Source organism: Telluria sp. AC161, assembly GCF_979258535.1.
The window spans coordinates 4,354,369-4,367,926 of sequence record NZ_OZ409861.1; the positions used below are offsets into that span (position 1 = coordinate 4,354,369).

16 protein-coding genes are annotated in these 13,558 nt (G+C 64.1%); 10 read left to right on the top strand and 6 right to left on the bottom strand.

The genetic code is table 11. From position 1 onward, the window contains the following. Positions 1-162 precede the first annotated feature (162 nt). Together ACZ0AJ_RS19355 and ACZ0AJ_RS19360 are read left to right on the top strand one after the other, a co-directional pair. Positions 163-2,514, top strand: coding sequence for a Tex family protein (locus tag ACZ0AJ_RS19355; protein ID WP_499456033.1), 2,352 nt, complete (start codon positions 163-165; stop codon positions 2,512-2,514). Between the two features lie 10 nt (positions 2,515-2,524). Next, complete coding sequence (locus ACZ0AJ_RS19360; protein ID WP_499456034.1) at positions 2,525-2,974, top strand: GNAT family N-acetyltransferase; 450 nt, start codon at positions 2,525-2,527, stop codon at positions 2,972-2,974. A gap of 10 nt (positions 2,975-2,984) precedes the next feature. Here the strand turns inward: ACZ0AJ_RS19360 and ACZ0AJ_RS19365 are convergent, their stop codons facing one another. After that, a complete protein-coding gene (locus ACZ0AJ_RS19365) occupies positions 2,985-3,269 on the bottom strand; it encodes a hypothetical protein (protein ID WP_183555076.1) in 285 nt (94 codons plus the stop codon). A gap of 80 nt (positions 3,270-3,349) precedes the next feature. After that, positions 3,350-3,655, bottom strand: a complete 306-nt coding sequence (locus ACZ0AJ_RS19370; protein ID WP_499456036.1) for a hypothetical protein — start codon at positions 3,653-3,655, stop codon at positions 3,350-3,352. A gap of 126 nt (positions 3,656-3,781) precedes the next feature. On the opposite strand from ACZ0AJ_RS19370, the gene grxD reads away from it, so the two are divergent. Both grxD and ACZ0AJ_RS19380 read left to right on the top strand, forming a co-directional pair. Then, positions 3,782-4,096, top strand: a complete 315-nt coding sequence (gene grxD, locus ACZ0AJ_RS19375) for a Grx4 family monothiol glutaredoxin (protein WP_183555074.1) — start codon at positions 3,782-3,784, stop codon at positions 4,094-4,096. 4 nt (positions 4,097-4,100) lie between these two features. Then, positions 4,101-4,703 carry a UbiX family flavin prenyltransferase gene (locus ACZ0AJ_RS19380; protein ID WP_499456037.1) on the top strand — a complete coding sequence of 201 codons (603 nt, stop codon included), beginning with the start codon at positions 4,101-4,103 and terminating at the stop codon, positions 4,701-4,703. Positions 4,704-4,737: 34 nt separating this feature from the next. On the opposite strand, the gene ACZ0AJ_RS19385 is transcribed toward ACZ0AJ_RS19380, so the two are convergent. The 3 genes from ACZ0AJ_RS19385 to ACZ0AJ_RS19395 all read right to left on the bottom strand — a co-directional run bounded on the left by ACZ0AJ_RS19385 (position 4,738) and on the right by ACZ0AJ_RS19395 (position 6,792). Next, on the bottom strand, positions 4,738-4,911 hold the full coding sequence (locus ACZ0AJ_RS19385) for a hypothetical protein (RefSeq protein ID WP_183555071.1): 174 nt from the start codon (positions 4,909-4,911) through the stop codon (positions 4,738-4,740). 139 nt (positions 4,912-5,050) lie between these two features. Then, positions 5,051-5,464, bottom strand: a complete 414-nt coding sequence (locus ACZ0AJ_RS19390) for a hypothetical protein (RefSeq protein ID WP_183555070.1) — start codon at positions 5,462-5,464, stop codon at positions 5,051-5,053. A gap of 263 nt (positions 5,465-5,727) precedes the next feature. Then, complete coding sequence (locus tag ACZ0AJ_RS19395; protein WP_499456038.1) at positions 5,728-6,792, bottom strand: MBL fold metallo-hydrolase; 1,065 nt, start codon at positions 6,790-6,792, stop codon at positions 5,728-5,730. 132 nt (positions 6,793-6,924) lie between these two features. Between ACZ0AJ_RS19395 and ACZ0AJ_RS19400 the strand changes: the two genes are divergently transcribed. The 6 genes from ACZ0AJ_RS19400 to ACZ0AJ_RS19425 all read left to right on the top strand — a co-directional run bounded on the left by ACZ0AJ_RS19400 (position 6,925) and on the right by ACZ0AJ_RS19425 (position 12,333). Then, the gene (locus ACZ0AJ_RS19400; RefSeq protein ID WP_183555068.1) at positions 6,925-7,341 is read left to right on the top strand and encodes a MerR family transcriptional regulator; all 417 of its coding nucleotides are present in this window, start codon (positions 6,925-6,927) and stop codon (positions 7,339-7,341) included. 136 nt (positions 7,342-7,477) lie between these two features. Continuing rightward, on the top strand, positions 7,478-8,662 hold the full coding sequence (locus tag ACZ0AJ_RS19405; RefSeq protein WP_499456039.1) for an isovaleryl-CoA dehydrogenase: 1,185 nt from the start codon (positions 7,478-7,480) through the stop codon (positions 8,660-8,662). Positions 8,663-8,687: 25 nt separating this feature from the next. Continuing rightward, positions 8,688-9,887: an acetyl-CoA C-acyltransferase gene (locus ACZ0AJ_RS19410; RefSeq protein ID WP_499456040.1), complete on the top strand. Its 1,200-nt coding sequence runs from the start codon at positions 8,688-8,690 to the stop codon at positions 9,885-9,887. Between the two features lie 85 nt (positions 9,888-9,972). After that, positions 9,973-10,641, top strand: a complete 669-nt coding sequence (locus ACZ0AJ_RS19415; protein ID WP_499456041.1) for an SDR family oxidoreductase — start codon at positions 9,973-9,975, stop codon at positions 10,639-10,641. A gap of 19 nt (positions 10,642-10,660) precedes the next feature. Continuing rightward, on the top strand, positions 10,661-11,788 hold the full coding sequence (locus ACZ0AJ_RS19420) for an acyl-CoA dehydrogenase family protein (protein WP_499456042.1): 1,128 nt from the start codon (positions 10,661-10,663) through the stop codon (positions 11,786-11,788). Then, positions 11,785-12,333 (top strand): GNAT family N-acetyltransferase, encoded by a 549-nt coding sequence (locus ACZ0AJ_RS19425; protein WP_499456044.1) that lies wholly within the window; start codon positions 11,785-11,787, stop codon positions 12,331-12,333. Before ACZ0AJ_RS19420 ends, ACZ0AJ_RS19425 begins: the two co-directional genes overlap by 4 nt. Before the next feature lie 5 nt (positions 12,334-12,338). Here the strand turns inward: ACZ0AJ_RS19425 and ACZ0AJ_RS19430 are convergent, their stop codons facing one another. Continuing rightward, entirely contained in the window at positions 12,339-13,388 is a 1,050-nt protein-coding gene (locus ACZ0AJ_RS19430) for a S66 peptidase family protein (protein ID WP_499456046.1), read from the bottom strand. Between the last annotated feature and the right edge of the window lie 170 nt (positions 13,389-13,558).

Genomic DNA, 13,558 nt, shown 5'->3' on the forward strand with positions numbered 1-13,558 from the left:
CGTAATCGCACCTTGCAGACAAATGGTGCGCGCACGCAACGCGTGTGTCTTCTGCCAACCGACTGTTCTCTCATGTTCGACTGACGCTGTCAATACTGGCGTATCGGCGCTGTTTGCGTATCATTGGCCGCTTGGTCCACGATCCCCGCTTCGCCACTGCCTATGCTGCCCTCCATCGAACAACGCCTCGCCAAAGAACTCGCCGCCAGGCCAGCCCAGGTGGCCGCCGCCATCGCCCTGCTCGACGAAGGCGCCACCGTGCCGTTCATCGCGCGCTACCGCAAGGAAGCCACCGGCGGCCTGGATGACATCCAGCTGCGCCTTCTCGAAGAACGCCTGCGCTATCTGCGCGAGCTGGAAGACCGGCGCGCGTCGATCATCGCGTCGATCACGGAGCAGAACAAGATGACGCCGGCGCTGCTGGAATCGATCGCACTGGCCGAGGATAAAACGCGTCTCGAAGACCTCTACCTGCCGTACAAGCAGAAACGCCGCACGAAGGCGCAGATCGCGATCGAGGCCGGCCTCGCGCCACTGGCCGAGACCCTGCTGGCCGACCCGCAGCAGGATCCCGAGGCCATCGCGAAGGACTATCTGCGCGACGCATTCACCAATGCCGATGGCGGCGCCAACCCCGGCGTGCTTGATACCAAGGCGGCGCTGGATGGCGCGCGCCAGATCCTGATGGAGCGCTTTGCCGAAGACGCCGCGCTGCTGCAGACGCTGCGCGAGTACGTGCAGGAACACGGCGTCGTCGAATCGAAGGTCGTCGCCGGCAAACAGGACGAAGGCGAAAAATTCGCCGACTATTTCGACTACAGCGAGCCACTGGCTGCAGTGCCGTCGCACCGCGCGCTGGCGCTCCTGCGTGGCCGCCGCGAAGGCATGCTGGACGTGGCGCTGCGCCTGGATTCCGAGCCCGAAAAGCCGAAGTGGGACGCACCGCTCAATCCGTGCGAAGGCCGCATCGCGGCGCGCTTCGGCATCAAGGCGCAGGGCCGCCCGGCCGACAAATGGCTGCTCGATACGGCGCGCTGGACCTGGCGCGTGAAAAGCTTCATGCACCTGGATACCGAGTTGATGGGCGCGCTGCGCGACAAGGCCGAACTCGATGCGATCGGCGTCTTCGCGCGCAACCTCAAAGCCCTGCTGCTGGCCGCGCCGGCCGGCCCGCGCGCGACGATGGGCCTGGACCCTGGCCTGCGCACCGGCGTGAAGGTCGCGGTGGTCGACGCCACCGGCAAGGTGGTCGATACCGCCACTGTCTACCCGCACCAGCCGCGCAACGACTGGGATGGCGCGCTGCACACGCTTGGCCTGCTGGCTGCGAAACACAATGTGTCGCTGGTCTCGATCGGCAATGGCACCGGCTCGCGCGAGACCGACAAGCTGGCGCAGGATCTCATCAAGCAGCAGCCCGACCTGAAGCTGACGAAAATCGTCGTCTCGGAAGCCGGCGCATCGGTCTATTCGGCGTCCGAATTCGCCTCGCGCGAACTGCCCGACATGGACGTGTCGCTGCGCGGTGCCGTCTCGATCGCGCGCCGCCTGCAAGACCCGCTGGCCGAACTGGTCAAGATCGATCCAAAGTCGATCGGCGTGGGCCAGTACCAGCACGATGTGTCGCAGAGCCAGCTGGCGCGCTCGCTCGACGCCGTGGTCGAGGATTGCGTGAATGCTGTTGGCGTGGACGTGAACACCGCGTCGGCGCCGCTGCTGGCGCGCGTGTCCGGCCTGTCGTCCACGGTGGCGCAGGGCATCGTCGCGTATCGCGACACGCATGGTGCTTTTGCCTCGCGCGCGGCGCTGAAAAAAGTGCCGCGCCTGGGCGAGAAAACCTTCGAGCAGGCAGCGGGCTTTTTGCGCGTGATGAACAGTGCCAACCCGCTGGATGCATCGGCCGTGCACCCGGAATCGTACCCGCTCGTCGAAAAAATCCTGCTCGACGTCAAGCGCGACATGAAAGCCGTGATCGGCGACGGCGCCCTGATTAAAAGCCTGAACCCGGCCAGGTATGCGGACGACAAGTTCGGCGTGCCGACCATCACCGATATCCTGAAAGAGCTGGAAAAACCGGGCCGCGATCCCCGGCCTGAGTTCACGACGGCCACCTTCAAGGATGGCGTGGAGCAGATCTCGGACCTGCGCCCCGACATGATCCTGGAAGGCGTGGTCACCAACGTCGCCGCGTTTGGCGCGTTCGTCGACATCGGCGTGCATCAGGATGGCCTGGTGCACATCTCGGCGCTGTCGAACACGTTCGTGAAGGACCCGCACACGGTGGTCAAGGCCGGCCAGGTGGTGAAGGTCAAGGTGCTGGAAGTGGACCCGAAGCGCAAGCGCATCGCGCTGACGATGCGCCTGACGGACAGCGCGCCGCAACCGGGCGCGCAGCCGGCGCAGCGCCCCGACCGCAACGACGCCAAACGCGTGCAGCAGCACCAGCGCCAGGAACGCACGGCGGCGCCGGCCGGCGGCGCGATGGCCGATGCCTTTGCCAAGCTGCGCAAATAACAGGCAGCCAATGCTGCGCGTCGTCCACGTCGATCCGGATCACGCCGACGCACGGCGCGTTATTGCGCAACTCGATGCGGCGCTGTCTGCAATCACGGGCGACAGCGGCGCGGCCTCGTTCGATCCAGAGGATTGTCGGGGCGCGGGCGCCTGCTTCGTGCTGGCCTACGACGCCGACGGCAGCGCAGTCGGCTGCGGCGCCGTGCGCGCGCTTGCGGGCGATATCGCGGAACTCAAGCGGATGTATGCGCGGCCTGGCAGCGGGGCCGGCGCGCACGTGCTGGCAGAACTCGAGCGGCACGCCGCAGCATGCGGCTACCGCCAGTTATGGCTGTCGACGCGGCGCGTGAATGCGCGCGCGGTGGCGTTCTACGAGCGGCACGGTTACGCGCCGGTGGCGCCGTACGGCCGGTATGTCGGCCGCGCGGTATCGGTCTGTCTCGGCCGGCGCCTGCCCTGACGCCGTTGCTTCAGCTGTGCTTGATCAGGATGCCGATCAGGTAGACACCCAGGCAGCCAAACCCGATCAGCAGCATCTTGTGCTGCGGGATCGCCGGCGCGCCCGTCTTCTTGATGTGCAGCGCGTCGCGCACCAGCAGCAGCGCGTAGATCAGCGCGGCGAGTCCCGACAGGATGTCGCCCGGGCTCGGGCGCGTGAATCCCGTATAGATATTGAGGATGCCGGGAATGCCCAGCAGGGCGGCGATCACGAGGTTCGCGTTTGGCGATGGTACGCGGCGGCGGGGTTGCTGCATCGGGTGCTCCGGTGGATGGTGACAAACGGCGCGATCATACCGCACTGCCGGGCGCCGGCACTGACGGCGCGCGAAGGCGCTCAGGCGAACAGGGTGGTGTTGCGCAGCACGAGCTTGATCAGGAAGCAGCCGGCGAAAGCGCCAAAGCAGATGAAGCCGATCAGCGTGACGCGCGGCGAGGTCAGCAGCGCCAGCCGGCCGGCGCGCCGCTGCAGCGCGCACCAGGCCAGGAACAATGCCATCATCAACGGGCCGATCTGGACGAAGACGTCGACCGCGCGGCCGCTTCTCAAGGCATTGGCGCCGTCATACAGTGCCGGCAAGCCCAGCAGCGCGGCAAAAACCCACAGGGCCGCGATGGGCAAGGTAGCGAACGTGTTCTTCATCGTGTTTCCCGTCATCTTGAACCGGGGCATGATACCGCAGCGCCGTGATGGTCACCGATGCCGTCCACGTCGAATTCTTATAGAATGGCGCCATCCACCCATTCCTCTCCAAAAGGCACACATCAAATGAGCGACGTTCAAACCTGGATCAAAGACACCGTGACCTCGACCCCGGTCGTGCTGTTCATGAAAGGCACTGCCCAGTTCCCACAGTGCGGCTTTTCCGGCCGTGCCATCCAGCTGCTGAAAGCATGCGGCGTCGACAACGTCGCCACCGTGAACGTGCTGGACGACGCTGAAGTGCGTCAGGGCATCAAGGACTACTCGAACTGGCCAACCGTGCCGCAGCTGTACGTGAACGGCGAGTTCATCGGCGGCACCGACATCATGAACGAGATGTACGAATCGGGCGAACTGCAGACCCTGCTGAAAAACGGCTGATTGCATGACTGAGCGCCCGCGCCGTATTGTTGTCGCCCTCACCGGCGCGACCGGCGCAACCTATGGCGTGCAGCTGCTCAAGCGGCTGCACGCAACGCCAGGCATCGAAAGCCACCTGATCATTTCCGACGCCGCCACGCTGACCCTGCACCAGGAACTCGGCCTGCAGCGCCGGGACGTCGAAGCGCTGGCCCACGTCGTGCACCGCAACCGCGATATTGGCGCATCCATTGCCAGCGGGTCGTATCAGGTCGGCGGCATGGTTGTCGCGCCCTGCTCGATGAAAACCCTGGCCGCCGTGGCCCACGGTTTCTCGGACAACCTCGTCACGCGCGCTGCCGACGTGATCCTCAAGGAACGCCGGCGCCTGGTGCTGATGGTGCGCGAAACCCCGTTCAATCTGGCCCACTTGCGCAATATGACGTCGGTGACCGAAATGGGCGGCGTCATCTTCCCGCCATTGCCGAGCTTTTACCACCGGCCTGCGTCGATCGCGGACATGGTGGAGCACACGGTGGACCGTGTCGTGGACTTGCTGGGGATAGAAAATACCCACGCCGCGCGCTGGGGCGGCATGAAAGCAGAACAGAACGACGTGGCAGGATGAACCGGCATGCCGGCTCGCGCCGGCATGGGTTGTCTCAGCGTTTGTCGTCGTAACGGTTGTCTTCGGACTTTTTCAAGTCACGCGCTTCTTCGAGCATTCGCCGCCGGGCGTTGCGTTCTCGCATCAGTTCAGCATGACGCGCTGCCGTCATCGGCGGCACCGTCATCAAATCCTTGAGCTGGGCGGTATTGGCGTAGTTGTTTCGCATGCGTCAGCTGCTCCTGGGTGAACCTGAAACGGTGGCGGAAACTGCTACCACCTGATCAGATTATGGACCAGACCAGCCTATTTGTACTGTTCTGCACGACAAAAGTGCAAACCAGCAATAACGCTACTGCGATCGACGATTACTTCGCGTCCGGCTTCGTGTGATTTACACGCACCAGCATGCGAATGAATTCGCGTGCCAGCTGGCGGTGGTGCTCATCGAGGCGCTGCAGGTCGGCGATCAGCTTGACGTCGGCCGATTCAAAGCGCGCGCTCGCAGCACCGGCCTCGCCGGTAGCCTGCTCGGCGCCGCCGAAACGCAACCAGTCGGCAGGCACGCCCAGCCATTGGGCGATCATGCGCAATTTTTCCTGGGTGGGAATGGCCTCACCGACCAGCCACTTGCGGGCGGCATGGACCGTGATCGGTCGACCCTCGAAACGGATATTGAATTCTCGCGCCAGACGCGTAGGGCTGTCAGGCGAGTAGTGAGCGTTCTTCAGGGCATGTTGGAGGCGTTCGCTGAAGCTCTCCCGTTCATTGGTTGAATTCATTGCGGTACTTGTTGTTGGACAAAGGGAGGTTCTTCCAGACGAGAAACCTCATCTTTACACTATACAACTATTAAGTAACAAAGATGTGGTTTTTTAATAGTTTTTACACGCAATTTGTGTTATTCCCAACAGCAATTCTCACAAGAACGGTTGTCATTTAAAAGCGCGCCATCGGGAATGAAACAACTGCGTACTATTATTTAGAACGATTTCACGGAATGTCCGTGCTGTTCAATATGTATCCGATGGTGACATATTGAATGTTAGTTTCGCGTGAAAACTATCACGCCATCGGCATTTGTCGTGCGGGTTAATTGACCGTCATACCAAAGCTGGTGCAGGTGCGCGAGCGCTTCGCCCAGCGCAAAACTGAGCTGGTGGGCATCGAGCGGACGCCGGAACATGATGGGCACGATCTCGGCCGCCGAGCGGGGCTCGGCGCAGGCAGCGAGCACCTCGGCCAGCCGGTCAACATGGTGCTCGCGCAATTGCCGGATGCGCGTGTGCAGCCCGCGAAACGGCTTGCCGTGGGACGGCAGCACTAGGACGTCGTCGGGCAGGTCGGCGAACTTGCCCAGCGAGTCCAGATACAGTTGCAATGGGTTGCCATCGGGTTCCACGGCAAACACCGAGACGTTCGTCGAGATACGCGGCAAGACCATGTCGCCGGACACCAGGATGTTCAGATCCGCGCAGTACAACGAGGCGTGTTCGGGCGAGTGACCAAAGCCGGTGATCACGCGCCACAATTGATCCCCAATTGTGACATCCTGCTTGTCCTGCAACCGGGTGTACGCCAGCGGCACGCTCGGCACCAGTGACGGATAATAATTGCGACGGCTCCCCATCTGGTCCAGCATCGCTGCGTCGCGCAAGCCGTGGCGCTCAAAATGCGGGATGGCCGACGGCCCGTCCACGCCCGGCAGCGCCGCTGCCATCATGCGCATGAAGCCGAATTCGCCCGTCGTGGTCCAGAACGGCGCAGCGAAGCGCTCGCACAACCAGCCCGCGAGTCCGACGTGATCGGGGTGGCAGTGGGTAGCGATGACACGTACCAGCGGCTCTCCGGCCAGCCCCTTGGCCAGCAATTGCTCCCAGGCGGCGCGGGTGGCGTCGGTCCCGGCGCCAGTGTCGATCAGGCTCCAGCCAGTGCGCGTCGCACCGCTCTGGTCGACGTCGTCCTGCAGCAGCCACAGATTGACGTGGTCCAGCGCGAATGGCAGCGGCATGCGGACCCAGCGCAGGCCCGGAACGATCTCGACCACCGCCCCCGGTGCAGGGATTGTCTCGCCAAACGCATACGACAGTTGGGACTCAAGCGCATTCATGCAAATCTTCCTTTTCTGGGGGAACGGCGGGCGCGCTACAATACGACGCGACGACAATTTACGTAAACGGAAGTTACTGCTTGTTTCGATTTTACGCGATTTTTGGTTGTTTCCCAAACGCTACAGAACCTCATGCCGACTACCTATACCATCGCCGAACTGGCGCGCGAATTCGATATCACTGCACGGGCCATCCGTTTCTATGAAGACCAAGGCCTGCTCAGCCCGAAACGCGAAGGCGTGGGCGGGCGCAACCGTGTCTACACGCCGCGCGACCGGACCCGCCTGAAACTGACCCTGCGCGGCAAGCGCCTGGGTTTGACGCTGTCCGAGATCAAGAGCATCGTCGACATGTACGAGTCGCCGAAAGACACGCAGGCGCAAATCGACCGCTTCCTTGCGGTACTGGGTCAGCAGCGCGTGACGCTCGAACAGCAGCGCGCCGATATCGAGATGGCGCTCGAAGAAATCGTTGCCCACGAAGACGAGTGCCGTCGCCTGCTCGGCGGTAATCATGGCAACGGTGAAGCCGGCCGCGACGCTGCCTGAGTCTCCCGGCACAACAGGCGCTGACAACTTGTCGGCGCTTTTTTTGCCTGCTGTTTGACGTTTACGTTAACGTAATGCGCGAGTATGATTGTCGCGCACCCCTTCTCAATTCACCACTGCTCACCGCGAGGACGACATGCTGCACCTTCCAGGCCTGACTTTTGACCATGGCGACGATATCGCCGCGCTGCGCGAAGCCGTCCAGCAATTTGCCGCCAGCGAAATTGCGCCGCGCGCGGCCGAGATCGACCGCAGCGACCAGTTCCCGATGGACTTGTGGAAGAAGATGGGCGAACTCGGCCTGCTGGGCATCACGGTGAGCGAGGAATACGGCGGCGCGAACATGGGCTACCTGGCCCATATCGTGGCGATGGAAGAAATCTCGCGCGCTTCGGCCTCGGTCGGCCTGTCGTACGGCGCCCACTCGAACCTGTGCGTCAATCAGATCAAGCGCAACGGCACCGAAGCGCAGAAGCAGCGCTACCTGCCCAAGCTGATCTCGGGCGAACACATCGGCGCACTGGCGATGTCCGAGCCGAACGCCGGATCGGACGTGGTCAGCATGCGCCTGCGCGCCGAACTCAAGGGCGACCGCTACGTGCTCAACGGCACCAAGATGTGGATCACCAATGGCCCCGACGCCGACACGCTGGTCGTCTACGCCAAGACCGATCCCGAGGCAGGCGCGCGCGGCATGACCGCCTTCCTGATCGAAAAAGGATTCAAAGGGTTCTCGATCGCGCAAAAGCTCGACAAGCTCGGCATGCGCGGCTCGCACACGGGCGAACTGGTGTTCCAGGATTGCGAGGTACCCGTCGAGAACGTGCTGGGCGGCGTTGGTAAGGGCGTCAATGTCCTGATGTCGGGCCTGGACTTCGAGCGTACCGTGCTGTCGGGTGGCCCACTGGGGATCATGTCGGCCTGCATGGACGTGGTGGTGCCATACATCCACGACCGCAAGCAGTTCGGCCAGGCCATCGGCGAATTCCAGCTCATGCAGGGCAAGATCGCCGACATGTACTCGACCATGATGGCGTGCCGCGCCTATGTGTACGCAGTCGGCCAGGCCTGCGACCGCGCCAACGGCCCGGAGCAGATCCGCGCCCTGCGCAAGGACGCCGCCGGCGCCATCCTGTACAGCGCCGAAAAAGCCACGTGGATGGCGGGTGAAGCGATCCAGACGCTGGGTGGCAACGGCTACATCAACGAATACCCGGTCGGCCGCCTGTGGCGCGACGCCAAGCTGTACGAAATCGGCGCCGGCACCAGCGAAATCCGCCGCATGCTGATCGGCCGCGAGCTGTTCGGCGAGACCATGTAATCCTTCAGATCCGGAGACCCACACCATGAACGATCCAGTCGTTATCGTCGGCGCCGCGCGCACCCCGATGGGCGCCTTCCAGGGCGATTTTTCCAGCAAGACCGCCAGTGACCTGGGCGCCGTCGCGATCCAGGCCGCCGTGCAGCGTGCCGGCGTCGATCCTGCCGCCGTCGAACACGTCTACTTCGGCAACTGCCTGATGGCCGGCCAGGGCCAGGCCCCGGCGCGCCAGGCGCTGATCAAGGCCGGCCTGCCGATGTCCACCGGCGCCGTGACGCTCTCCAAGATGTGCGGCTCGGCGATGCAGGCGGCGATCTTCGCGCACGACCAGCTGGTAGCCGGCAGCGCCGACGTCGTCGTTGCGGGCGGCATGGAATCGATGACTGGCGCGCCCTATCTGATCCCGAAGGCGCGCGGTGGCTACCGCATCGGCCACGCGCCGATGTTCGACCACATGATGCTCGACGGCCTCGAAGACGCCTACTCGCGCAACGAGAAAACCGGTGAAGGCCGCTCGATGGGCACCTTCGCCGAAGAGTGCGTGGCCAGCTACGGCTTCACGCGCGAAGAGCAGGACAACTTTGCGATTGCCTCGGTCAAGCGTGCGCAGGCCGCCAGCACGGACGGCGGTTTTGACTGGGAAATCGCACCCGTCACCGTCACCAGCCGCGCCGGCGAGACCGTCATCGACAAGGACGAAGGCCCGCTCAAGGCCAAGGTCGACAAGATCCCGTCATTGAAGCCCGCGTTCAAGAAGGATGGCACGGTCACCGCCGCCTCGTCGTCGTCGATCAACGACGGCGCCGCCGCTCTCGTGATGATGCGCGAATCGACCGCCAAGGAACTCGGCCTGACGCCAATCGCGCGCGTGCTCGGTCACGCCACGCATGCACAGGAACCGAACCTGTTTACCACCGCCCCGATCGGCGCGATGCAGAAGCTCTTCAAGAAAACCGGCTGGACGGCGGGCGACGTCGACCTGTACGAGATCAACGAAGCGTTTGCCGCAGTGCCGATGGCAGCGATGCGCGACCTGGCCATCCCGCACGAGAAGGTCAATGTGCACGGCGGCGCCTGCGCGCTGGGCCACCCGATCGGTGCCTCCGGTGCGCGCATCGTCGTCACGCTGCTCGGCGCGCTTAAACGCACTGGCGGCAAGCGCGGTGTGGCAGCGCTGTGCATCGGCGGCGGCGAAGCCACGGCGATGGCGATCGAGCTGGTGTAAGCCCGCCCGCGATGCGCTGCAACGATGAACAAAGCATGCGACTATTGAAGGTCTTGTTCTACCAACCCTTCACAAGGAGCACAGCATGCCCACTGTATTGATCGTCGGCGCCTCGCGCGGCATTGGCCATGAAATGGCCGCCCAATATCGCCAGGATGGCTGGCGCGTCATCGCCACCGCACGCAAGCAGGAAGACTGCGATGGCCTCGTCGAGCTGGGCGCCGAAGCGCACCAGCTCGACGTGCTCGATGCCGAGTCGATCGCCGCGCTGGCCTGGCGGCTGGACGACGAAAAGATCGACAGCGCCTGGCTGGTCGCCGGCGTGTATGGCCCGGCCCACGGGAGTTTCCCGACCGGCCCTGAATTCGACGCCGTCATGCACACCAATGTGCTCTCGGCGATGCGCCTGATTCCGATCGTCGCGCCGTTGCTGGCTGACTCAAAAGGCAAGCTGGTGGTGCTGTCGTCGCGCATGGGCTCCATCGGCGAGCGCTCGGGCACCGACGGCACGCTGTACCGCGCCAGCAAGGCCGCGCTCAATTCAGTGCTCAAGGACGCCTCGATCACCTACGGCGCGCAAGGCGTGACCTGCATCGCCTTCCATCCGGGCTGGGTCCAGACCGACATGGGCGGCAGCGGCGCAGCGCTCACCGTGCACGACAGCGTGCGCGATCTGCGCGCTACGCTGGCCAGGGTGGACGCGGGCGCCAATGGCAGTTTCCTGAACCACGACGGCGAGCCGATCGCCTGGTAACACACAATAGCGAGACCCCATGATCCTGTCCGACGAACATCAGATGATCCGCGACGCCCTGCGCAGCTTTGCCCAGGAGCGCCTGGCCCCCAACGCTGCGCGCTGGGACCGTGAGCACCACTTCCCGCGCGAAGAATTGCAGGAACTGGCGGCACTGGGCGCCTTCGGCGTGGCGGTGCCGGAGCAGTATGGTGGCGCCGGCCTGGATTATGTGGCGCTCGCGCTGGTACTCGAAGAAATCGCGGCCGGCGATGGCGGCATCTCCACCATCATCTCGGTCAACAACTGCCCCGTATGCAGCATCGCGATGATGTATGCGAGCGAAGCGCAGAAACAGCAGTGGCTGCGGCCCCTGGCCCAGGGTGAGCTGCTGGGCGCATTCGCGCTGACCGAGCCGCACACGGGCAGCGACGCCGCGGCGCTGCGCACGACCGCCGTGCGCGATGGGGAGCATTACGTCATCAACGGCACCAAGCAGTTCATCACCAGCGGCAAATACGGCGACGTGGCGATCGTCATGGCCGTCACCGACAAGGCCGCCGGCAAGAAAGGCATCAGCGCCTTCTGGGTGCCAACCAATACGCCTGGCTACATCGTGGCCGGCGTCGAACACAAGATGGGCCAGCACTCGTCGGACACGGCGCAGATCGTGTTCGACAATTGCCGCGTCCCGCTGGAAAACCTGATCGGCGACGAAGGCATGGGCTACAAGATTGCGCTGTCGGGCCTGGAGGGCGGGCGCATCGGCATCGCGTCGCAGGCAGTGGGCATGGCGCGCGCCGCGTACGAGGCCGCGCTGGCCTATGCGAAAGACCGTGAGAGCTTCGGCAAGGCGATCTTCGAGCACCAGGCGGTGCAGTTCCGCCTGGCCGAGATGGCGATGAAGATCGAGGCCGCGCGCCAGCTGATCCTGCATGCGGCATCGATGAAGGATGCCGGCCTGCCCTGCCTGAAGGAAGCCGCAATGGCCAAGCTGTTTGCGTCCGAAATGGCCGAGCGCGTGGTGTCCGATGCGATGCAGGTATTCGGCGGCTACGGGTATGTGGCCGACTTCCCCGTCGAGCGCATCTACCGCGATGTGCGCGTGTGCCAGATCTACGAAGGCACCAGCGACATCCAGAAAATCCTGATTGCCCGCGCATTGTGAACGGACCGTTGACCCTGCAGGCGCTGGTGCCGGAACAGCTGCCGCAGCTGTTCATGTACCTCGACGACCAGCTGCAGGAAAACGGCCGCGGCGCCGTGCCGCTGTTCCAGCCCATCTCGCGCGGGCTGTCGCGCCTGCCGCCCGACAAGGCGGCGTCGTTTGCCGCCAGTTTTACGGTGCCGTTTGGCCAGCCACGCTGGCGCCGCATGTGGCTCGCGCTCGATGCCCGGGGCGAGATCGCCGGCCACGTCGACCTGCGCGCACGGCCTGAAATTGCGGCCTTTCACCGCGCGCTGCTGGGCATGGGCGTGCACCGCGATCACCGCGGGGCGGGACTGGGCCGTCAGCTGGTCGAGCACGCGCTGGCGTGGGCCAGCGCTACGGCGCCACTCGAATGGGTCGACCTGGATGTCCTGTCGGGCAATCTGGCGGCGCGCCGGCTGTACGAGCGCGCCGGGTTCGTCGTCACTGGCGAGGTACACGACCTGTACCGGATCGACGGCGAGTCGCACGGCTCGGTGACGATGAGCCGGCGCCTTCGCTGACCGCCCTACGACACGGCCGCTTCGAGCAGCGTGATCGTCTGCGCGTGCGTATCGAGCGTGGCGCGCACGCCCATCGGCAGCGTGCACTGGTTGCGGATATGCCCAATGGAATAGCCACTGACTGCCGGGATGACCAGCGGATGCAGGTGCAACGCCAGCGTGCGTTCGAGCGTCAGTGATACGTCCTCATGTTCCGGCCCGCAGTTCTGGCAAATCCCCAGCACCAGCGCCGCCGCATTGGCAAAGCCACCGGCCAGATCCAGCTGCGTCATCCAGCGGTCGATCCGGTACGGCGCTTCGTTCACGTCTTCCAGGAACAGGATGCTGCTGCCGATATCGGCCGCATACGGCGTGCCGGCCAGCGCCGCGACCATCGACAGGTTGCCGCCCATGAGCGGGCCGGTGGCCACGCCGTGCGTGAAGGTATGGATGCCGAAATGCGGCTCCTGCGCGGCGCGTTCGGCATTCTCGAACGACATCGAAATCGTGTAAGTCGCCTGCGGTTCGGTCAGCACTGCCATCATGTGCTGCGTCGCATAGTCGGTCAGCGTCGACGAGGCCACTGGCCCATGGAACGTCACGAGACCCGTCTGCTTGAAGATCGCCAGGTGCAGCGCGGTGATATCGGAATACCCGATCAGCACTTTCGGATTACGGCGGATCAGCGCGTAATCCAGCCCGGACAACAGCGAGATACAGCCCGAGCCACCGCGGATCGGCCAGATCGCCTTGACCTCGGGATCGGCGAACATCGCATGCAGGTCGGCCAGGCGCTGCTGGCTTGATCCCGCGTAGTTGCCGAACACCTCGCGCAGATAGGCGCCGGGTTTGACCCGAAAGCCCAGCGCTTCGATATTGCGCACCGCCTTCTCGATGGCAGCATCGTTGGTGTAGCCACCCGGTGCGATCAGGCCGACGATGTCGCCCCGGCGCAGGCGTGGTGGTTTGATCAGCTTGTGCATGGAACGCGATGGCAGGCGCGCGACAGCAGCGCCGGACGCGGTGGCAGACATGGCGGCGGCGATGGCGCCAAAACTGCGGCGGTTGATCTTCATGCGCGGTAGGCAATCCTGAATGAAAAAGGCCCGGGCACAGCCGGGGTCAGGTCTGACATTCAGACACGACCTCAGCCTTAGCCACTTCCAATGGTGTCTTGTCCAGTATTAGCAGGGCCCGGTTCCAGCCAGTGCCGACTACACGATTGTCGAGTTCGTGTCCGAATGTC

What these genes read in the sequence shown, in the direction of transcription:
- ACZ0AJ_RS19355 (WP_499456033.1), top strand. Translation starts at nt 163, where the DNA reads ATGCTGCCCTCCATCGAACAACGCCTCGCCAAAGAACTCGCCGCCAGG.
- ACZ0AJ_RS19360 (WP_499456034.1), top strand. Translation starts at nt 2,525, where the DNA reads ATGCTGCGCGTCGTCCACGTCGATCCGGATCACGCCGACGCACGGCGC.
- ACZ0AJ_RS19365 (WP_183555076.1), bottom strand. Translation starts at nt 3,269, where the DNA reads ATGCAGCAACCCCGCCGCCGCGTACCATCGCCAAACGCGAACCTCGTG.
- ACZ0AJ_RS19370 (WP_499456036.1), bottom strand. Translation starts at nt 3,655, where the DNA reads ATGAAGAACACGTTCGCTACCTTGCCCATCGCGGCCCTGTGGGTTTTT.
- grxD (WP_183555074.1), top strand. Translation starts at nt 3,782, where the DNA reads ATGAGCGACGTTCAAACCTGGATCAAAGACACCGTGACCTCGACCCCG.
- ACZ0AJ_RS19380 (WP_499456037.1), top strand. Translation starts at nt 4,101, where the DNA reads ATGACTGAGCGCCCGCGCCGTATTGTTGTCGCCCTCACCGGCGCGACC.
- ACZ0AJ_RS19385 (WP_183555071.1), bottom strand. Translation starts at nt 4,911, where the DNA reads ATGCGAAACAACTACGCCAATACCGCCCAGCTCAAGGATTTGATGACG.
- ACZ0AJ_RS19390 (WP_183555070.1), bottom strand. Translation starts at nt 5,464, where the DNA reads ATGAATTCAACCAATGAACGGGAGAGCTTCAGCGAACGCCTCCAACAT.
- ACZ0AJ_RS19395 (WP_499456038.1), bottom strand. Translation starts at nt 6,792, where the DNA reads ATGAATGCGCTTGAGTCCCAACTGTCGTATGCGTTTGGCGAGACAATC.
- ACZ0AJ_RS19400 (WP_183555068.1), top strand. Translation starts at nt 6,925, where the DNA reads ATGCCGACTACCTATACCATCGCCGAACTGGCGCGCGAATTCGATATC.
- ACZ0AJ_RS19405 (WP_499456039.1), top strand. Translation starts at nt 7,478, where the DNA reads ATGCTGCACCTTCCAGGCCTGACTTTTGACCATGGCGACGATATCGCC.
- ACZ0AJ_RS19410 (WP_499456040.1), top strand. Translation starts at nt 8,688, where the DNA reads ATGAACGATCCAGTCGTTATCGTCGGCGCCGCGCGCACCCCGATGGGC.
- ACZ0AJ_RS19415 (WP_499456041.1), top strand. Translation starts at nt 9,973, where the DNA reads ATGCCCACTGTATTGATCGTCGGCGCCTCGCGCGGCATTGGCCATGAA.
- ACZ0AJ_RS19420 (WP_499456042.1), top strand. Translation starts at nt 10,661, where the DNA reads ATGATCCTGTCCGACGAACATCAGATGATCCGCGACGCCCTGCGCAGC.
- ACZ0AJ_RS19430 (WP_499456046.1), bottom strand. Translation starts at nt 13,388, where the DNA reads ATGAAGATCAACCGCCGCAGTTTTGGCGCCATCGCCGCCGCCATGTCT.